We start from the raw sequence: 14702 nt of genomic DNA, 5'->3' as shown, positions 1-14702 counted from the left end.
CACCGGGCGGGCACCTGACGCCCCTCCCGGCTGCCCTTGCGGGCGCTGGGCGGCGGGCGGCCGGGGGCGATTCCGGGGCATCGCGGTTAACCTCTGCGAAACAAATGGGTCATGCTGGAGAAATCCCTGATCCCTAAGGTCAGGGCAGTGTGCGCCACCGCACTGGCCGCACATCTCGATCGCCAACCCGACCCGCGGGGCCGGGCCTAGGAGGAGTTGGATGTTCCAGAACGCCGACGACGTCAACAAGTTCATCAAGGACGAGGACGTCAAGTTCGTCGACGTCCGCTTCTGCGACCTGCCCGGCGTGATGCAGCACTTCACGGTCCCGGTCTCGACGTTCGACCCGACCGAGGAACTGGCCTTCGACGGCTCGTCCATCCGCGGGTTCCAGGCGATCCACGAGTCCGACATGGCGCTGAGCGCGGACCTGTCGACTGCCCGCGTCGACCCGTTCCGGCGGGACAAGACGCTGAACATCAACTTCTTCATCCACGACCCGATCACCGGCGAGCAGTACAGCCGTGACCCGCGGAACGTCGCGAGGAAGGCCGAGGCGTACCTCGCCTCCACCGGCATCGCCGACACCGCGTACTTCGGTCCCGAGGCCGAGTTCTACGTCTTCGACAGCGCCCGCTTCCAGACCTCCGCGAACGAGTCGTTCTACCACATCGACTCCGAGGCGGCCGCGTGGAACACCGGCGCCACCGAGGACAACCGCGGCTACAAGGTCCGCTACAAGGGCGGCTACTTCCCCGCCCCGCCGGTCGACCACTTCGCCGACCTGCGCGCCGAGATCTCCCTCGAACTCGAAGCGGCCGGGCTCCAGGTGGAGCGCCAGCACCACGAGGTCGGCACCGCCGGTCAGGCCGAGATCAACTACAAGTTCAACACGCTGCTCGCCGCGGCCGACGACCTGATGCTCTTCAAGTACATCGTCAAGAACGTCGCCTGGCGCAACAACAAGACCGCCACCTTCATGCCCAAGCCGATCTTCGGTGACAACGGCTCCGGCATGCACGTCCACCAGTCGCTGTGGCAGAGCGGCACCCCGCTCTTCTACGACGAGCAGGGTTACGCGGGCCTGTCCGACACCGCCCGCTTCTACATCGGCGGCATCCTCAAGCACGCCCCCTCGCTGTTGGCGTTCACCAACCCCACGGTGAACTCCTACCACCGCCTGGTGCCCGGCTTCGAAGCCCCGGTGAACCTCGTGTACTCCCAGCGCAACCGCTCCGCCGCGATGCGCATCCCGATCACCGGCTCCAACCCGAAGGCCAAGCGCGTCGAGTTCCGCGCGCCGGACCCGTCGTCCAACCCCTACCTCGCCTTCTCCGCGCTCCTCCTCGCGGGCCTGGACGGCGTCAAGAACAAGATCGAGCCGGCCGAGCCGATCGACAAGGACCTCTACGAGCTCGCCCCCGAGGAGCACGCGAGCGTCGCCCAGGTCCCGACCTCGCTCCCCGCGGTCCTTGAGGCCCTCGAGGCCGACAACGAGTACCTCCAGGCCGGCGGCGTCTTCACCTCCGACCTGATCGAGACCTGGATCGACTACAAGCGCGCCAACGAGATCGCGCCCCTCCAGCTCCGCCCCCACCCGCACGAGTTCGAGCTCTACTTCGACATCTAAACCGCGAGGTCGGGTGCGCCGGGGTCTCACGGTCCCCGGTCCCGGAGATTCCCCAGGTCGGCACTTCGCCGGCCTGGGGATCTCTGCGTCATGGGGCTCGCATCGCCCGCGCCGCCGGTTCGGCGCCAGGCGAACGATCCGGGACAGCGACGTCCTCGGCTGTGCCTTCCACGACGGGGCGCGACGCGGTGCGGGCTTGGCAGGTGGCGTGGCGCGGGTTCGGGGTTCGGGGTTCGGGGAGGGGAGTTGACGGGTGTGCGGGGGTCGGCCGTGGTGATCGTTCGCGCTTGTGTGCGTGGAGGTCGAGGGGGGAGCCCCACCGCGGTGGTGGACGACGCGGCGTTGACCGATGAGGAGCGTCGGCGGGTGGCGGTGACGGCGGGGACGTCGCATGCCGTCTTCGTCTCGGTGGACGACGGTCGGCAGGGCGTGCCCGGGGCGTCGCTGCGCTTCTTCACCGCCGAGGGGGAACTGCCCGCTTGCGGCCACGGAACGGTTGCGGCGTTGGCGTTCCTCGCCGAACGCGCCGGGGGCGCGGAGTACCTGGCCACGCTTCGTACGGCGGGGCGGGTCTTCAACGGCTGGTGTCTACGGGAGAAGGCGCAGTTCAGGGCGGCGTTCGAGCCCGGCCCTGTGGACCTGCGCGAGGCCACGCCTGTCGAGTGCGAACTCGTCCTGCCCGCGCTCGGGGTCACCGCGGACTCGCTCGCGCCGGGTATCCGCGTAGCCTCGGTGGGACGGCCTCGGTTGCTGGTACCCATCACCACGCGGTCGGCTCTCGCGGCGCTCGACCCGGACTTCGTACGGCTCAGGGCCGGCTGTGACCGTCTCGGTTTGCTGGGCTGCTACGTCTATTCCGTGCCGACGCCCGACGGCCGCGTCGCCGCCCGCATGTTCGCCCCGTCGATCGGCGTGGCGGAGGACATCGCCAACGCCAACAGCACCGCCTGCCTGGCCGCTGACCTGGCCGGTCGGGGCATCACCGACATCGCCGTGGACATGGGCGACTCGCTCGGCAGCCCCTCCACGATCACGGCCACCACGTGGCACGGCTCATCGGGTTCGCTGGTACGCGTGGGTGGTGCCGCGCAGATCACCGCGACGGCCCCCTTGCCGTAGTCGAGCGGGGAATCCTCGCCTACGGCGGCGGCCCCGTCACCGAGTGGGTTGCCGGGCCGCCGCACGACCGACGGGCTCTCGCCGAAGGTCGTCGGCTTCGCCTGCGAACCGGTGCGCAAGCCGGATGCTCCGGTCGGGGGCGGTGGTCAGGCGATCGCGACGAGTTCGGCCTCGAAGCCGTCGTCGTTCTCCAGGTAGGCGGCGTACTGGTCCGGGCCGCCGGCGTGGGGGTGGCGGTCGGGGAACATCAGGCGCCAACCGTGGTGGCGGGACTCGGCGGCCAGCGCCTCGACGGTGGGCGGGTCGGCGACGTGGAACGCCAGGTGGTTCAGGCCGGGGCGGCAGCGGTCGTGGGCGGCTGCGGTGAGGGCGGGGGACTGTTCGATGACGAGGTAGGTCGTACCGAGCTGCCAGCTCCGCCCCCGGTCCCAGTGCTGGAAGGGCGTGTGGCCGAGGGCTTCGAGCAGCCAGCCGAACGACGTGATCGCACGGTCGAGGTCGGGGACCCAGAGTTCGACGTGGTGGAGCGCGCCCGGGGTCGGGGCGGTCATGACGCCGCCGACCGGTCGGGCATCGCGGTGGTCCCGCGGTGGCGGTCGTGGCGTCGGTCGCGGTCGTGGTCGTGGTCGCGGCGTCGGTCGCGGTCGCGGTCGTGGTGGCGCACCGGCAAGTCCCCTTCTTCGTCGGCGGGTTCGCCGATCCGGGCGGGCCGGGTTCGCGGGGCGGCCCGACCGGAGTGGCGATTGTACGGCGCCGGGGCCGGGGCTGGAGGTGCGCCGGCGCGTCAGGCGAGGCGGCCCGGGGGCGTCATGCCAACCCGGGGCGTCATGCGAAGTAGTGGCCCTCCTTGAGGTCGGCGATCAGGCCCGGGCGGGTCGGTTCCCACCCGAGCAGGTCGCGGGTGAGCCGCGCCGAGGCGGGCCCGTCGGTGCCCCAGAAACCGCCGAGCCAGCCGACGTACTCCCCGGCCCGCTCGGGCGGGACGGAGACCGCGGGGATGCCGAGGCGTTCGGCGAGGACTTCCGCTACTTCGCGGATCGGTACGCCCTCGTCGCCGACCGCGTGCAGCGCCGACCCGGCCGGCGCGGACTCCAGCGCGAGGCGGAACAGGCGGGCAGCGTCGTCGCGGTGGACCGACGGCCAGCGGTTGGCGCCGTCGCCGACGTAGGCGGCCGCGCCCTTCTCGCGTGCGAAGCCGATCACGGTCGGGATGAACCCGTTGTCGCCGTTTCCGTGCGTGGCCGGGGGCAGCCGTACGACCGAGGAGCGCACGCCGCGGTCGGCGAGGGCGAGCGTGTAGTGGGCGTTGGCGATCCGCGCGTTGGCGCCGGCGATCGGGGCGCCCTGCTCCGCGGCGGGAGCGGCCAGCCCGTCGCGTTCGGTGGCGACGGCGCCGGGCGGGAGCCCGAGCACGCCGAGGATGCCGGAGGCGATGACGAACGGCTTGCCGGTGCCGGCCAGGGTCTCCCCGAAGGTCTCGATCGCCGCGCGGTCGGCGCCGGTGGCCCCGGCGAAGTCGCCCGCGAAGGCGATGTCGTGCTTGAAGGCGAGGTGGACGACGCCGTCGGAGTCGGCGGCAGCGCTGCGCAGGGTGTCGAGGTCGTCGAGCGAGCCGAGGCGGACTTCGGCGCCCGCGTCGCGCAGGGCGCGGGCCGAGTTGTCGGAACGGGCCAGCCCGGTGACCGTGTGGCCGGCGGCGATCAGGTCGGGGACGAGCCCGCGGCCGATCCAGCCCGATGCTCCGGTGACGAAGACGTGCACGGGGAACCTCCAGAGGGTCTTATTATTTGTACGGTCGTGCTAGAAATATTCTGTGTACAGTCGTACCAGAAATGTCAAACCGAGGCCACGCCCGGCGGCGGAAGCGCCGAGGGCGGCGGGGCCGGGTCGGGAGCAACAGGAGGAAGCGATGGCGGGGCGCCCGGTCGACCATCAGCGGCGGGCGGAGCTGCTCGACGCGGTGGTGGACTACACGGTCGAGCACGGGTTCTCCGAGCTGTCGTGGCGGCCGGTCGCCGCCGCGCTCGGCGTGTCGACCACGACCCTGGTGCACCGCTTCGGCACCAAGGAGCAGATGCTGGAGGCCATCCTCGGTCGGCTGCGGGAGCGCATCTTCGCGGCCACCAACGACACCCTCGGCGAGCAGCCCGACCTGGCGACGGCGGTGCGCGCGGTCTGGACCCGGACCTCGGACCCGCGGCGGGGGGCGGAGTTCAGGCTGTTCTTCGCCGTCTACGGGCGCGCGCTCCAGGCGCCGGAGCAGTTCGCGGAGTTCCTGGACCGGGTGGTCGCCGACTGGATGAACGCGCTGTGCGAGACGCAGGGGCCCGGCACCGACCCGGTGACCGCGAAACGCACGGCCACGCTCGTGATCGCGACGATCCGCGGCCTGCTGCTCGACCTGCTCGCCACCGGCGACCGGGCCCGGGTCCAGGACGCGGCGGAGAGCTTCCTCGCCACCCTTGAACGGCGTGACGGGAACGCGCGGGCCGGGGAAGCGCGGGACGGGACAGCACGGGTCGGGAAGGTGCGGGACGGGGAAGCGCGGGACGCGGAGGCATCATAGGGGGTATGCCTGAATTGCCCGAGGTCGAAGCGCTGCGTTGGTTTCTCGACGACCACCTGGTGGGGCGGACCGTCGAGCGGGTGTACCCGCTGGCGGTGAGCGCCCTCAAGACGTACCGCCCGGGGGTCGCGGACCTGGAGGGGCGGGCGTTCGACGCGGTCGCGCGGCACGGCAAGTTCCTCGACCTGGCGGCCGGTGACCTGCACCTGGTGATGCACCTGGCGCGGGCGGGCTGGGTGCGCTGGAACGACAACCTGCCCGACGCGCCGCCCCGGCCCGGCAAGGGGCCGCTGGCGCTGCGGGTACGGCTCGCGGAGCCGGCCGGGACCGGCTTCGACGTGACGGAGTTCGGCACGCAGAAGCGGCTGGCGGTCTACGTGGTGCACGACCCGGCGGAGGTGCCGGGCGTGGCGCGGCTGGGGCCGGACCCGCTGGCATCGGACTTCACCCCCGAGGCGTTCGCGCGGCTGCTGGCGGGCGAGCGGCGGCAGATCAAGGGGGTGCTGCGCGACCAGAGCGTGATCGCGGGGATCGGCAACGCCTACTCCGACGAGATCCTGCACGCGGCGAAGATGTCGCCGTACAAGCTCGCGGCGAAACTGTCGGGGCAGGAGGCGGCGCTGCTGTACGACATGATCGGCAGCACGCTGCGGGACGCGGTGGAGCGCTCGCGGGGGCTGCCGCTGCGGGATCTGAAGGCCGAGAAGAAGAGCGGGTTGCGGGTGCACGGGCGCAAGGGCGAGCCGTGCCCGGTGTGCGGGGACACCGTTCGCGAGGTGTCGTTCAGCGACTCGGCGCTCAATTACTGCCCGACCTGCCAGACCGGCGGGAAGCCTCTGGCGGACCGGCGGATGTCGCGACTGCTGAAGTAGCGCCCCGGCGGCGCACAGGGTGAGCCGGGCCCGGGTCGGCCCGGGTTGCCGTGCATACGGCCGTGCGGCCCGATGTGGGGCGCCCGCGGCGGTGGGCTGCCGTTGCCGGGCGCCGGGAACGGGTGGCGGGACCGGGTGGCGGGACCGGATGTCGGTGCGTAAGGCGTTGACCGTATGGTTTTCCAGCAGTGAGGCGGGACGGTGACGTGCCCGCGGGCAAGCGAGCGGCTGGAGGCCGGCGCGATGGGTGACGTGGACACGGCGCCGATACGGTTCGGCATTGTCGGTAGCGGTTGGCGGTCGGAGTTTTTCGTACGGCTCGCCCGGGCACTGCCCGAGCGGCTCGCGGTGGCCGGGGTGGTGACACGCTCGGCGGAACGGGCCGAGCAGGTCCGCACGGCATGGGGCGTGCCCGCCTACCGTACGGTCGGTGAACTGCTCGCGGCCGAACCGGAGTTCGTGATCCCGTCGGTTCCTTGGGACGTGACTCCCGGGGTGGTGCGGGACCTGGTGGAGCAGGGCGTGCCGGTGCTGGCCGAGACGCCGCCGGCGCCGGACGCGGCAGGGCTCCGGGAGCTGTGGAGCGCGGTGGGCGGCGCCCGCCGCGCCGCTAGCGGCGGGGGCGGGGGCATGGCTTCGGCTTCGGCCGCGGACGGCGGCGCGCTGGTGCAGGTCGCCGAGCAGTACGTGCTGATGCCCGGGCACGCGGCCCGGATCGCCCTCGTCCGCGACGGCGTGATCGGCGCGGCCACCTCGGTCCAGCTCTCCTCCACGCACATGTACCACGCGATGTCCCTGATCCGGCACACCCTCGGCGTCGGCTTCGGGCCGGCGACGGTGACCGCGCGCGCCTTCACCGCACCGCTGGCCGACCCGCTCTCCCCCAGGGGCTGGTCGGACGACCTGACGCCCAAAGACGCGACGACCACCCTCGCCCTGATCGACTTCGGCGCCGGCCGCACCGGCCTGTACGACTTCACCGACAACCAGTGGTGGAACCCGCTGCGCGCCCGCCGGGTCGTCGTCCGCGGTTCGCTCGGCGAGATCGTGGACGACAGCGTGGTGCGGATGGCCGACCCGCGGACCCCGGTGGAGTCCGCGCTGGTCCGCCGCCGCACCGGCACCGACCTCAACCTCGAGGGCGCCGAGGTGCACCACATCTCCTTCGACGGCCGGGTGGTGTGGCGCAACGACTACGTCGGCGCGAGCCTGTCCGAGGACGACCTCGCGGTGGTGGACCTGCTGTGCCGGACCGGCGCCTGGGTGCGCGGCGAGGGGCCTGAGCCCTACCCGCTGGCCGAGGGCTGCCAGGACCACCTGCTCGCCTTGGCCGTCGAGGAGTCCGCTCGCACAGGGGCGCCGGTGACCACCGCGGAGGAGGCGTGGGCCACCGCCTGAGGGTGGGGCCGGCCGGGCTCGGCGGACTCCGCGGGCTCGGCGGGCTCGGCTGCTCGGTGTGGCGGTCGGCTCGGGCGGCGCCGGTCGGGCCGGTCTTCGCACCGAGCCGGTCGGACAGGCCGGCCTGCGGACCGGGGACGTGGCGAGCCGGTGCGCGGGCCCGCACCCGGCCCCTCCGTAAACTGCCGTGCCCCGCGGCCGAGTTCGGAACCAACGAGTCATGAGCTGCCCGGGGCGAAGTGCACGCTGGTGGTGACATCACCACCCGGGGTGGGGTCGCACTCGTCCACCGAACCGGCGCACGGACCGGTCCAGGTGTCCGGCTGATACGGCTCGCTCACGGTGCCGCCGGCCCCGGACGATCCGCCGGACGCACCGGAACCCCCGGACGTGCTCGAATCGCCCGCATCACCGGCGCCGCCTATGCTCCCCGCCGTGCTCGAACCGCCGCTATCGCTCACGCCGGCTGTGGCGCCGGTGTCCCCGGCGGCGCCGGAGCTGTCGGCGCCCGCGGGGTCGCCGTGGGCTTTGAGGGAGAGCGGGGCCTTCGCGTCGAAGTAGCGGACCGTGCAGGGCGTGGGCTGGTCGCACTTGGTGGTGGTTCCGTCGGCGGCGATGTCGACGTAACCGTGTCGCCGGCCGCCGGTGTCCGGGGTGACGGTCACTTTGACCGTGGCGAAGGCGCGGCCGGTGAGACGGGCGGTGCTCCTGCCGTCCTTGCCGTAGCTGACCGTGAGGGTGTCGGCGCGCCTGCCGAGCGCGGTGGGCGCGAACCGCACGCTCACGCTGCAACTGGTGCCCGCCGCCAGCCCTTTGGCCGGTGCCGGACCGCCGCCCGCCTCGTCGTCGAGGAACCCGGGCGACATGCCCTCGCCGGTGTGGCACGAGCCCGTGGTGATGGCGAAGTCGGAGCGGGCGGACAGGCTGATCGCGTCCAGGGGGACCGGGCTGCCGTTCGGGTTGGTGATGGTCAGCTTGGCGACCGGGGCGGCGGCCGAACCCTCGTGCACGTCGCCGTAGTCTCCCGTGCCCTTGATCGTGAGGGGTTTCAGTGCGGTGCCCGGGTCGGCCGGGTCGTCGGACCCGGTGGGGAGGGTGCCGCCGGGGGCGTCCTGGTCCTTGGTGCCGCCGTCGATCCGGTGGGCGCCGGGCAGGCCGCCCGACGCCGCCGGGCCGCCCTTGGCCCCGGCCGCCGAGGCGTTGTGGTGCCAGCCCGAGCCGCCCGCTCCGCCCAGCCCGTCCCTCCCGACGGCGCCGACCGCGACCGCCACACCGGCCGCGAGGACCACGGTCGCCGCGCCCATTCCCACGAGTGCTCTGCGCCGCCGACGTGCCCGGGCCCGCGCCCGGCGGCTCGCCGCACGGCCCATGCCCGCCAGTCGCCCGCCGAGAGAGGCCCGCGGGACGCCCGCGCCGCCCGCACCTCGCCAGTCGCCGGAATCGCCCGCGACGAGCGCCAGGTTGGCCCGGGTCTCCTCCGCCGCGCTGCCGTCCGCGGCCCTCGCATGGCGGGTGCGCAGCTCCAACGCGTGGGCCAGCGCGTCCCTGGCCGCATCCGGACGGCCTTCCAGGAGATGGAGTGTGCCTTCCTGGTGGGCGAAGTGGGCCTCCGCCACGACGTCCGGCAGTTCGAGGGCCGCGATGCGCCCGATCTCCAACGTCCGCTGCCAGGACCTCCAGTGCCCCTGGATACACAGCACCGGCTCCACGATCGCGGCGAGCGCGATCACCGTGTCCCACTCGCGGCGGCCGGCCGCCGTGTCCAGCAAGGGCACCGCCGCGTCCGCCGCCTGGCTCGCCTCGGCGCCGCACGGGTCGCGCGCCTCGATCCAGCTGCCGAGGGCCCGCAGCGAGACGCCGAAGTCGAGGTGGCGGTGGAGCAGTCGCAGGTAGGGCTCGGGGAGCCCGGTCGGCAGGCCGAAGCGGTCACCGCGCTTCTCGGCGAGCCCTCGCGCGCACAGCCGGTCGAACCGCTCGGCGCCGGCCGGCACTTCCGCCATCGCCGCGACCAGTCGGGCGGGCAGGTGGGCGCCGCCGAGCAGTGCGAGCACGGCCAGTGCCCGCTTGGACTCCGGGTCGAGCGCGGCGATCGCCAACTCGTCGAGCACCCCCGGGTCCAGCTCGACCTCCTGCGCCAACTCGGCGAAGCGGCGGCCTTCGTACCGCACCAGAGCGGCGGCCTGGCGCAATGCGAGCGGTCTGCCGCCGACCGCGGCCACCAGTCGTCGCGCGTGCGGCAGTTCGGACTCGGAGACGATCCGGTCGAGGTCGCGGGAGAGCAAGGTCATCGCGTCCGCGGAGGTGAGGCCGGGCAGCGGGTGGGACACCCCGAGCCGCCCGATTCCCGGGCGGACCGCGCCCATCAGCACCGCGCACCCGCGTAACGCGTCCCGCAGATCGGCGAGCTGCAACGGGCCGTATCCCACGTCGTCCAACGCGACGACGGCGACGACCTGCTCGAGGGCGCGCCGGCACTCGTCCGTGGTCAACCGGGGTGCTCCCGGCGGGTACTCGTAGAATTCGCGGACCATGTCCTGGAGGAAATCCTCAAGATCGGCGGCACCGACGCGGATATATGCATCCGGCGCGACGGCGCGCAGCAGAGAGGTCTTTCCCGAGCCGCATTTCGCGGTGAATTCGACCATGCGGCGTGATCGCACGGCGCTGCGCATCAGCCCCAATTGCTCTTCCCGCCCCACCAGCGTGCCCACCGCGCCCGTGTGCGGATGGTTCGCCCGCCGCCGCGGCACGCGCTGAGCCGGGTCGGCTTCGCCCTCACCCCCGCCCCGGCCGCCGCCTCGCCGACCGCCTTCGGGCACGGCGCGCTCCACTCTCACGCCGTGGCCGCGGCCGCCGACCACCACGCGGAACTCTCCGAAAACGAACCCGTCCATTTCTACCCCCGGCACCCCTGGTATCCCCCGTCATCCCCGGCTTCCCGGACGGGAATGAACGCGGTGCTCCCTGCACCACGCGAGAACCACGTTACGGGCTGCGTCCACCTCCGTGCGCAAAGTTATCCACAGCCCGCAGGAGAAGTCCGATATTCAGCCCACGAGCCCTGTCTCATACGAGATGATCACCAGCTGGACCCGGTCGCGCGCGCCGAGTTTGGAGAACAGCCGCGCCACGTGGGACTTGGCCGTCGCCACGCTGATGAACAGGGTCTGCGCGATCTCGGTGTTGGACATCCCGCGGCCGACAAGCGTCAGCACCTCCCGTTCACGGTCGGTGATGCCGCGCAGTCGCTCGTCCCGCCCGTCCTGCCCCTCTTGCCCGTGCGGCTCGTCCTGCCCTCTGTGCCCGGCCTCCCGGCGCCGCCCGCTCCGACCCGCTTCCCCTCCCCGTGACGGTGCGCGTGCCGGTGCGCCGGCGAACGGCGGCCGCCGGGCGAACTCCTCGATCAGCCGGCGGGTCACGGCGGGCGCGATCAGCCCCTCGCCGGCCGCGACGACGCGGATGCCGTCGAGGATGGTCTCCAGCCGCATGTCCTTGAGCAGGAACCCGCTCGCCCCGGCCCGCAGCGCCGCGTACACGTACTCGTCGTCGTCGAACGTCGTCAGGACGAGCACGCGGGTCCCGTCGCCGGCCGCGCCCGTGATCAGCCGGGTGGCCTCGATACCGTCCATGCCGGGCATGCGGATGTCCATCACGGCGACGTCCGGGCGCAGTTGCCCGGCCAGCGAAACCGCGTCTGCGCCATCGCCCGCCTCCCCCACGACCTCGATGTCCGGGGTGTCGGCGATCAGCACGCGCAGACCGGTGCGGATCAGCGGCTGGTCGTCGGTGAGGAGGACGCGGATCATCCGCGAACCCGTCCGGCGGGTGAAGCGGGCTCGGTGACGTGCCCGGGCAGGCGCTCCCCGCCCGCGGGACCGGCAGCACCGGCAGGTGCCGTATCCGTCGCCGGTTCCGTACGCTCCCGCGCGCCCGCGCGGCCACCGGTCTCCGCGGTCGCCACCGCGCCCGCGTCACCCGCCGGCAGCGGCAGCCGCGCCGCCACCCGGAAGCCGCCGCCCGGGCGCGGGCCCGCGCTGAACTCGCCGTGCAGCAGGCTGACCCGCTCGCGCATGCCGACGATGCCGTAGCCGCCGCTCGCCGTGGGCGGCCGGCCGCCGCAGCCGAGGTCGACCACCTCCACCAGCAGCGCGTCCTGCCGGTGGTCGAGGGTGACCGCGCAGTCCCGGGTGCCCGAGTGCCTGACCACGTTGGTGACCGCCTCCTGGACGATGCGGAAGGCCGACAGGTCGATGTCGGGCGGCAGGGGGCGGCGTTGCCCCTTCCAGCGGACCTCGACGCGTACGCCCACCTCGTGCGTAGTGGTCACGAGGCCGCCCAGGTCGGCGAGGCCCGGCGCCGGGTCGCGGGGCGGCTCGCCACCGTCGGTGTCGGTCTCCCGCAGTGCCCCGAGCAGGCGGCGCAGGCCGGACAGGGTCTCGCGGCTGGTGGCCTCGATGGCGTCCAGCGCCTTGCGGGTCTCGGCGGGCTGGGTCTCCATCACGCGGCTGCCGACGCCGGCCTGGATGGCGATGATGCCGATGCTGTGGGCGACCATGTCGTGCAGTTCGCGGGCGATCCGCAGCCGCTCCTCGGTCACCGCCTGCTGGGTGGCGCGGCGGCGCAGGGCCTCGGTGTGCGTACGGCTCTGCCGGACGGTGTTGCCCACCAGCCAGGCGACGAACGTGATGGCGGTCAGTGCCGCCCACACGGCGCCGTTGTCCTGGCTGGCGAGCACGACCACGCAGGAGAGGACGGCGCCGGCCACCGACATGAGGCGCGAGCGCGTCGCGGTGATGTAGCCGATGACGACAGCGGCCAGCAGGAACAGCACGACCGGTGCCTCGGGCACGCCGGTGCCGATGGCGGCGACGGACCCGGACAGCGAGACCACCAGGGCCGCCAGTGGCAGCCGGAAGACCAGCAGGGCGACGAAGGTGGTGGCAAGGGCGGTGACGAGGAGCGAGCCGTCCTCGATGTTGCCGTTGAGATTGGTGAGGTGGGCCAGTTCGTCGCGGCGCTGAAAGCTGCGCACCAGGACGACCGTCAACCAGAAGACGGCCACCCACACGCCCAGTGGCGGACGCCTGAGCAGGGGCGTACGCGTCGGAGTACGGGATGCGGCGGGCATGCGCCGATCGTAGGCGCCCGGGGCGGGGCGGCACATTGGCCCGAAGGTGTAGTCCCGGGGGCTGGTGCACGGCCCCCGGGAATGCGGCCCGCGGCCCGATGCGGGGCGGGCGGCGCGCCCGGCACCGTGAAGCCATGATCGAAGCAACGCACTTGACCAAGCGCTACGGTGCCACGGTCGCCGTCGACGGCTTGTCGTTCCGTGTACGTCCGGGACGGGTCACCGGCTTCCTCGGCCCGAACGGGGCCGGGAAGTCCACCACCCTGCGGATGATCCTCGGCCTGACCGCCCCCAGCGGCGGCACCGTCACGGTCGACGGAGTGCCGTTCGCCGACCGCCCGCGCGGGCTGCGGCACGTGGGGGCACTGCTCGACGCCCAGGACGTGCACGGCGGGCGCAGCGCCGCCGCGCACCTGTCGGCGCTGGCACGCAGCAACCACATCCCTCGCGGCAGGGTCGCCGACGTGCTGGAGGAGGTGGGGCTCGGCAAGGCCGCCGGGCGGCGCATCGGCGGCTTCTCGCTGGGCATGAAGCAGCGGCTCGGCATCGCGGCGGCGCTGCTCGGGGAGCCGCGGGTGCTGCTGTTCGACGAGCCCCTCAACGGCCTTGATCTGGAAGGGGTGCTGTGGGTACGCGGCCTGTTCCGCCGGCTCGCCGCGGAGGGCCGCACGGTGCTGGTCTCCAGTCACATGATGAGCGAGATCGAGCACACCGCCGAGCAGGTCCTGGTGATCGGGCGCGGCCGGCTGATCGCCGACGAGCACCTCGCCTCCCTGTCGGGGGCAGCGCACGGAGTTGCGGTCGTCAGCGTGCGCACCGCCGACGTGGCGGCGCTGACGGCGCTGCTGGCGGAGGAGGGCGCGACGGTGCGGCAGGCGTCCGAGTCCGAGGAGGCGGTGGAGGTGTCGGGGCTGTCCGCCCGCCGGATCGGCGAACTCGCCGGGCGCCATGGCCTCACGCTCTATGAACTGGCCACCAGGTCGTCGTCGTTGGAGAGCGCCTTCCTGCGGTTGACCGCCGACAGCGTCGAGTACCCGGCGGGGCCACCGGCCCGGACCGGGTCCGGGCACCGGACGGGAGGGACCCGATGAGCTCAGCGTCCCTTGCCGTGTCCGGCGATCCGCTCCTCTCGGCGGACGGGGACGGGCCCCGCCCCCGGTTCACCGACCTCGTCGCCGCCGAGTGGATCAAGCTGCGGTCGCTGCGGTCGACGTACTGGGTGCTCGCGTCGTGCGTCGTGGTCGCCGTCGTGGTCAACCTCAACGCCGTCCGCTCCGACTTCACCTACATCGACCACCCGCCGCCACCGATGCCGGGCCGCGGGCCGGTGACGTACGACCCGATCTTCCACGGCCTGAACCAGATCTCCGCCGACCTGGTGATGCTCGCGGCGGCCGTGGTCGGCGCGATCACCGTGTTCGGCGAGTACGCGACCGGCATGGTCCGTACGACGTTCGCGGCGGTGCCCGACCGGCGGGCGGTGGCGCTCGCGAAACTGGTCGTGGTCACCGCGGTCACGCTGGTGATGGGGACGACGGTGTCCACGGTGTCCTTCTTCGGCAGCAACGCGATGCTGGCCTCGCGCCATGTCGGCCTGTCGATCACCGATCCCGGGTGCATACGCTGCGTCGCCGCGTATGCGCTGATCGCGCCCGTGTGCGCGCTGGTCGGCATGGCACTGGGCGCTGTGTTCCGCCACGCGACCGCCTCCGTCGTCGCGGTGGTGGCGCTGCTGTTCCTGGTGCCGCTGCTGTTCGGGGGCGACCGCTACAAGCTGCTGCGGCAGATCGGGAACACGCTTCCGGGCGACGCGCAGAGTCGGCTGGTCGCCAATCCGGCGGCGCCGATCGACTTCGGGAAGTACCCGGCGTCGGTGCACGGTTCGTGGATCGCGCTGGCGGCGTGGGCGGTCGTGTCGGGGGTCGTCGCCGTGGTGGTGATACGGCGTCGCGACGTCTGAGGACCCCGGGTGCCAGGGCATGCTCCGGG

At 73.0% G+C, this 14702-nt stretch carries 12 protein-coding genes; 7 read left to right on the top strand and 5 right to left on the bottom strand.

Annotated features, from left to right (window positions below; genetic code table 11):
• The first annotated feature begins 220 nt into the window (after window positions 1-220).
• A complete protein-coding gene (gene glnA / locus ACIPAE_RS14740) occupies window positions 221-1630 on the top strand; it encodes a type I glutamate--ammonia ligase (RefSeq protein ID WP_329370284.1) in 1410 nt (469 codons plus the stop codon).
• 255 nt (window positions 1631-1885) lie between these two features.
• Window positions 1886-2749 (top strand): PhzF family phenazine biosynthesis protein, encoded by an 864-nt coding sequence (locus ACIPAE_RS14735; RefSeq protein ID WP_402445498.1) that lies wholly within the window; start codon window positions 1886-1888, stop codon window positions 2747-2749.
• Between the two features lie 146 nt (window positions 2750-2895).
• Here ACIPAE_RS14735 and ACIPAE_RS14730 read toward each other — a convergent pair whose 3' ends face one another.
• Together ACIPAE_RS14730 and ACIPAE_RS14725 are read right to left on the bottom strand one after the other, a co-directional pair.
• Entirely contained in the window at window positions 2896-3300 is a 405-nt protein-coding gene (locus ACIPAE_RS14730) for a VOC family protein (RefSeq protein ID WP_402445329.1), read from the bottom strand.
• 274 nt (window positions 3301-3574) lie between these two features.
• Complete coding sequence (locus ACIPAE_RS14725) at window positions 3575-4510, bottom strand: SDR family oxidoreductase (protein WP_402445327.1); 936 nt, start codon at window positions 4508-4510, stop codon at window positions 3575-3577.
• Window positions 4511-4658: 148 nt separating this feature from the next.
• Here ACIPAE_RS14725 and ACIPAE_RS14720 point away from each other — a divergent pair, with 148 nt between their 5' ends.
• The 3 genes from ACIPAE_RS14720 (at window position 4659) to ACIPAE_RS14710 (ending at window position 7585) form a co-directional block, all read left to right on the top strand.
• Entirely contained in the window at window positions 4659-5315 is a 657-nt protein-coding gene (locus tag ACIPAE_RS14720) for a TetR/AcrR family transcriptional regulator (RefSeq protein WP_402445325.1), read from the top strand.
• 5 nt (window positions 5316-5320) lie between these two features.
• On the top strand, window positions 5321-6187 hold the full coding sequence (locus ACIPAE_RS14715) for an Fpg/Nei family DNA glycosylase (protein WP_402445323.1): 867 nt from the start codon (window positions 5321-5323) through the stop codon (window positions 6185-6187).
• Window positions 6188-6430: 243 nt separating this feature from the next.
• Window positions 6431-7585 (top strand): Gfo/Idh/MocA family protein, encoded by a 1155-nt coding sequence (locus tag ACIPAE_RS14710; RefSeq protein WP_402445321.1) that lies wholly within the window; start codon window positions 6431-6433, stop codon window positions 7583-7585.
• 218 nt (window positions 7586-7803) lie between these two features.
• On the opposite strand, the gene ACIPAE_RS14705 is transcribed toward ACIPAE_RS14710, so the two are convergent.
• The 3 genes from ACIPAE_RS14705 to ACIPAE_RS14695 all read right to left on the bottom strand — a co-directional run bounded on the left by ACIPAE_RS14705 (window position 7804) and on the right by ACIPAE_RS14695 (window position 12713).
• On the bottom strand, window positions 7804-10230 hold the full coding sequence (locus tag ACIPAE_RS14705) for a hypothetical protein (protein ID WP_402445319.1): 2427 nt from the start codon (window positions 10228-10230) through the stop codon (window positions 7804-7806).
• Window positions 10231-10632: 402 nt separating this feature from the next.
• On the bottom strand, window positions 10633-11391 hold the full coding sequence (locus tag ACIPAE_RS14700; RefSeq protein ID WP_402445317.1) for a response regulator: 759 nt from the start codon (window positions 11389-11391) through the stop codon (window positions 10633-10635).
• The gene (locus tag ACIPAE_RS14695) at window positions 11388-12713 is read right to left on the bottom strand and encodes a sensor histidine kinase (RefSeq protein ID WP_402445316.1); all 1326 of its coding nucleotides are present in this window, start codon (window positions 12711-12713) and stop codon (window positions 11388-11390) included. Before ACIPAE_RS14695 ends, ACIPAE_RS14700 begins: the two co-directional genes overlap by 4 nt.
• Window positions 12714-12847: 134 nt before the next feature.
• On the opposite strand from ACIPAE_RS14695, the gene ACIPAE_RS14690 reads away from it, so the two are divergent.
• Together ACIPAE_RS14690 and ACIPAE_RS14685 are read left to right on the top strand one after the other, a co-directional pair.
• On the top strand, window positions 12848-13804 hold the full coding sequence (locus tag ACIPAE_RS14690; protein ID WP_402445314.1) for an ABC transporter ATP-binding protein: 957 nt from the start codon (window positions 12848-12850) through the stop codon (window positions 13802-13804).
• The gene (locus tag ACIPAE_RS14685) at window positions 13801-14673 is read left to right on the top strand and encodes an ABC transporter permease (RefSeq protein ID WP_402445312.1); all 873 of its coding nucleotides are present in this window, start codon (window positions 13801-13803) and stop codon (window positions 14671-14673) included. The genes ACIPAE_RS14690 and ACIPAE_RS14685 overlap by 4 nt, the downstream gene beginning before the upstream one ends.
• The last annotated feature ends 29 nt before the right edge of the window (window positions 14674-14702 follow it).

This window comes from Streptomyces sp. NPDC087270 (assembly GCF_044744625.1).
Taxonomy (GTDB): domain Bacteria; phylum Actinomycetota; class Actinomycetes; order Streptomycetales; family Streptomycetaceae; genus Actinacidiphila.
Note: the sequence above shows the minus strand (reverse complement) of the source record. Positions and strands in the feature narration are given on the sequence as shown.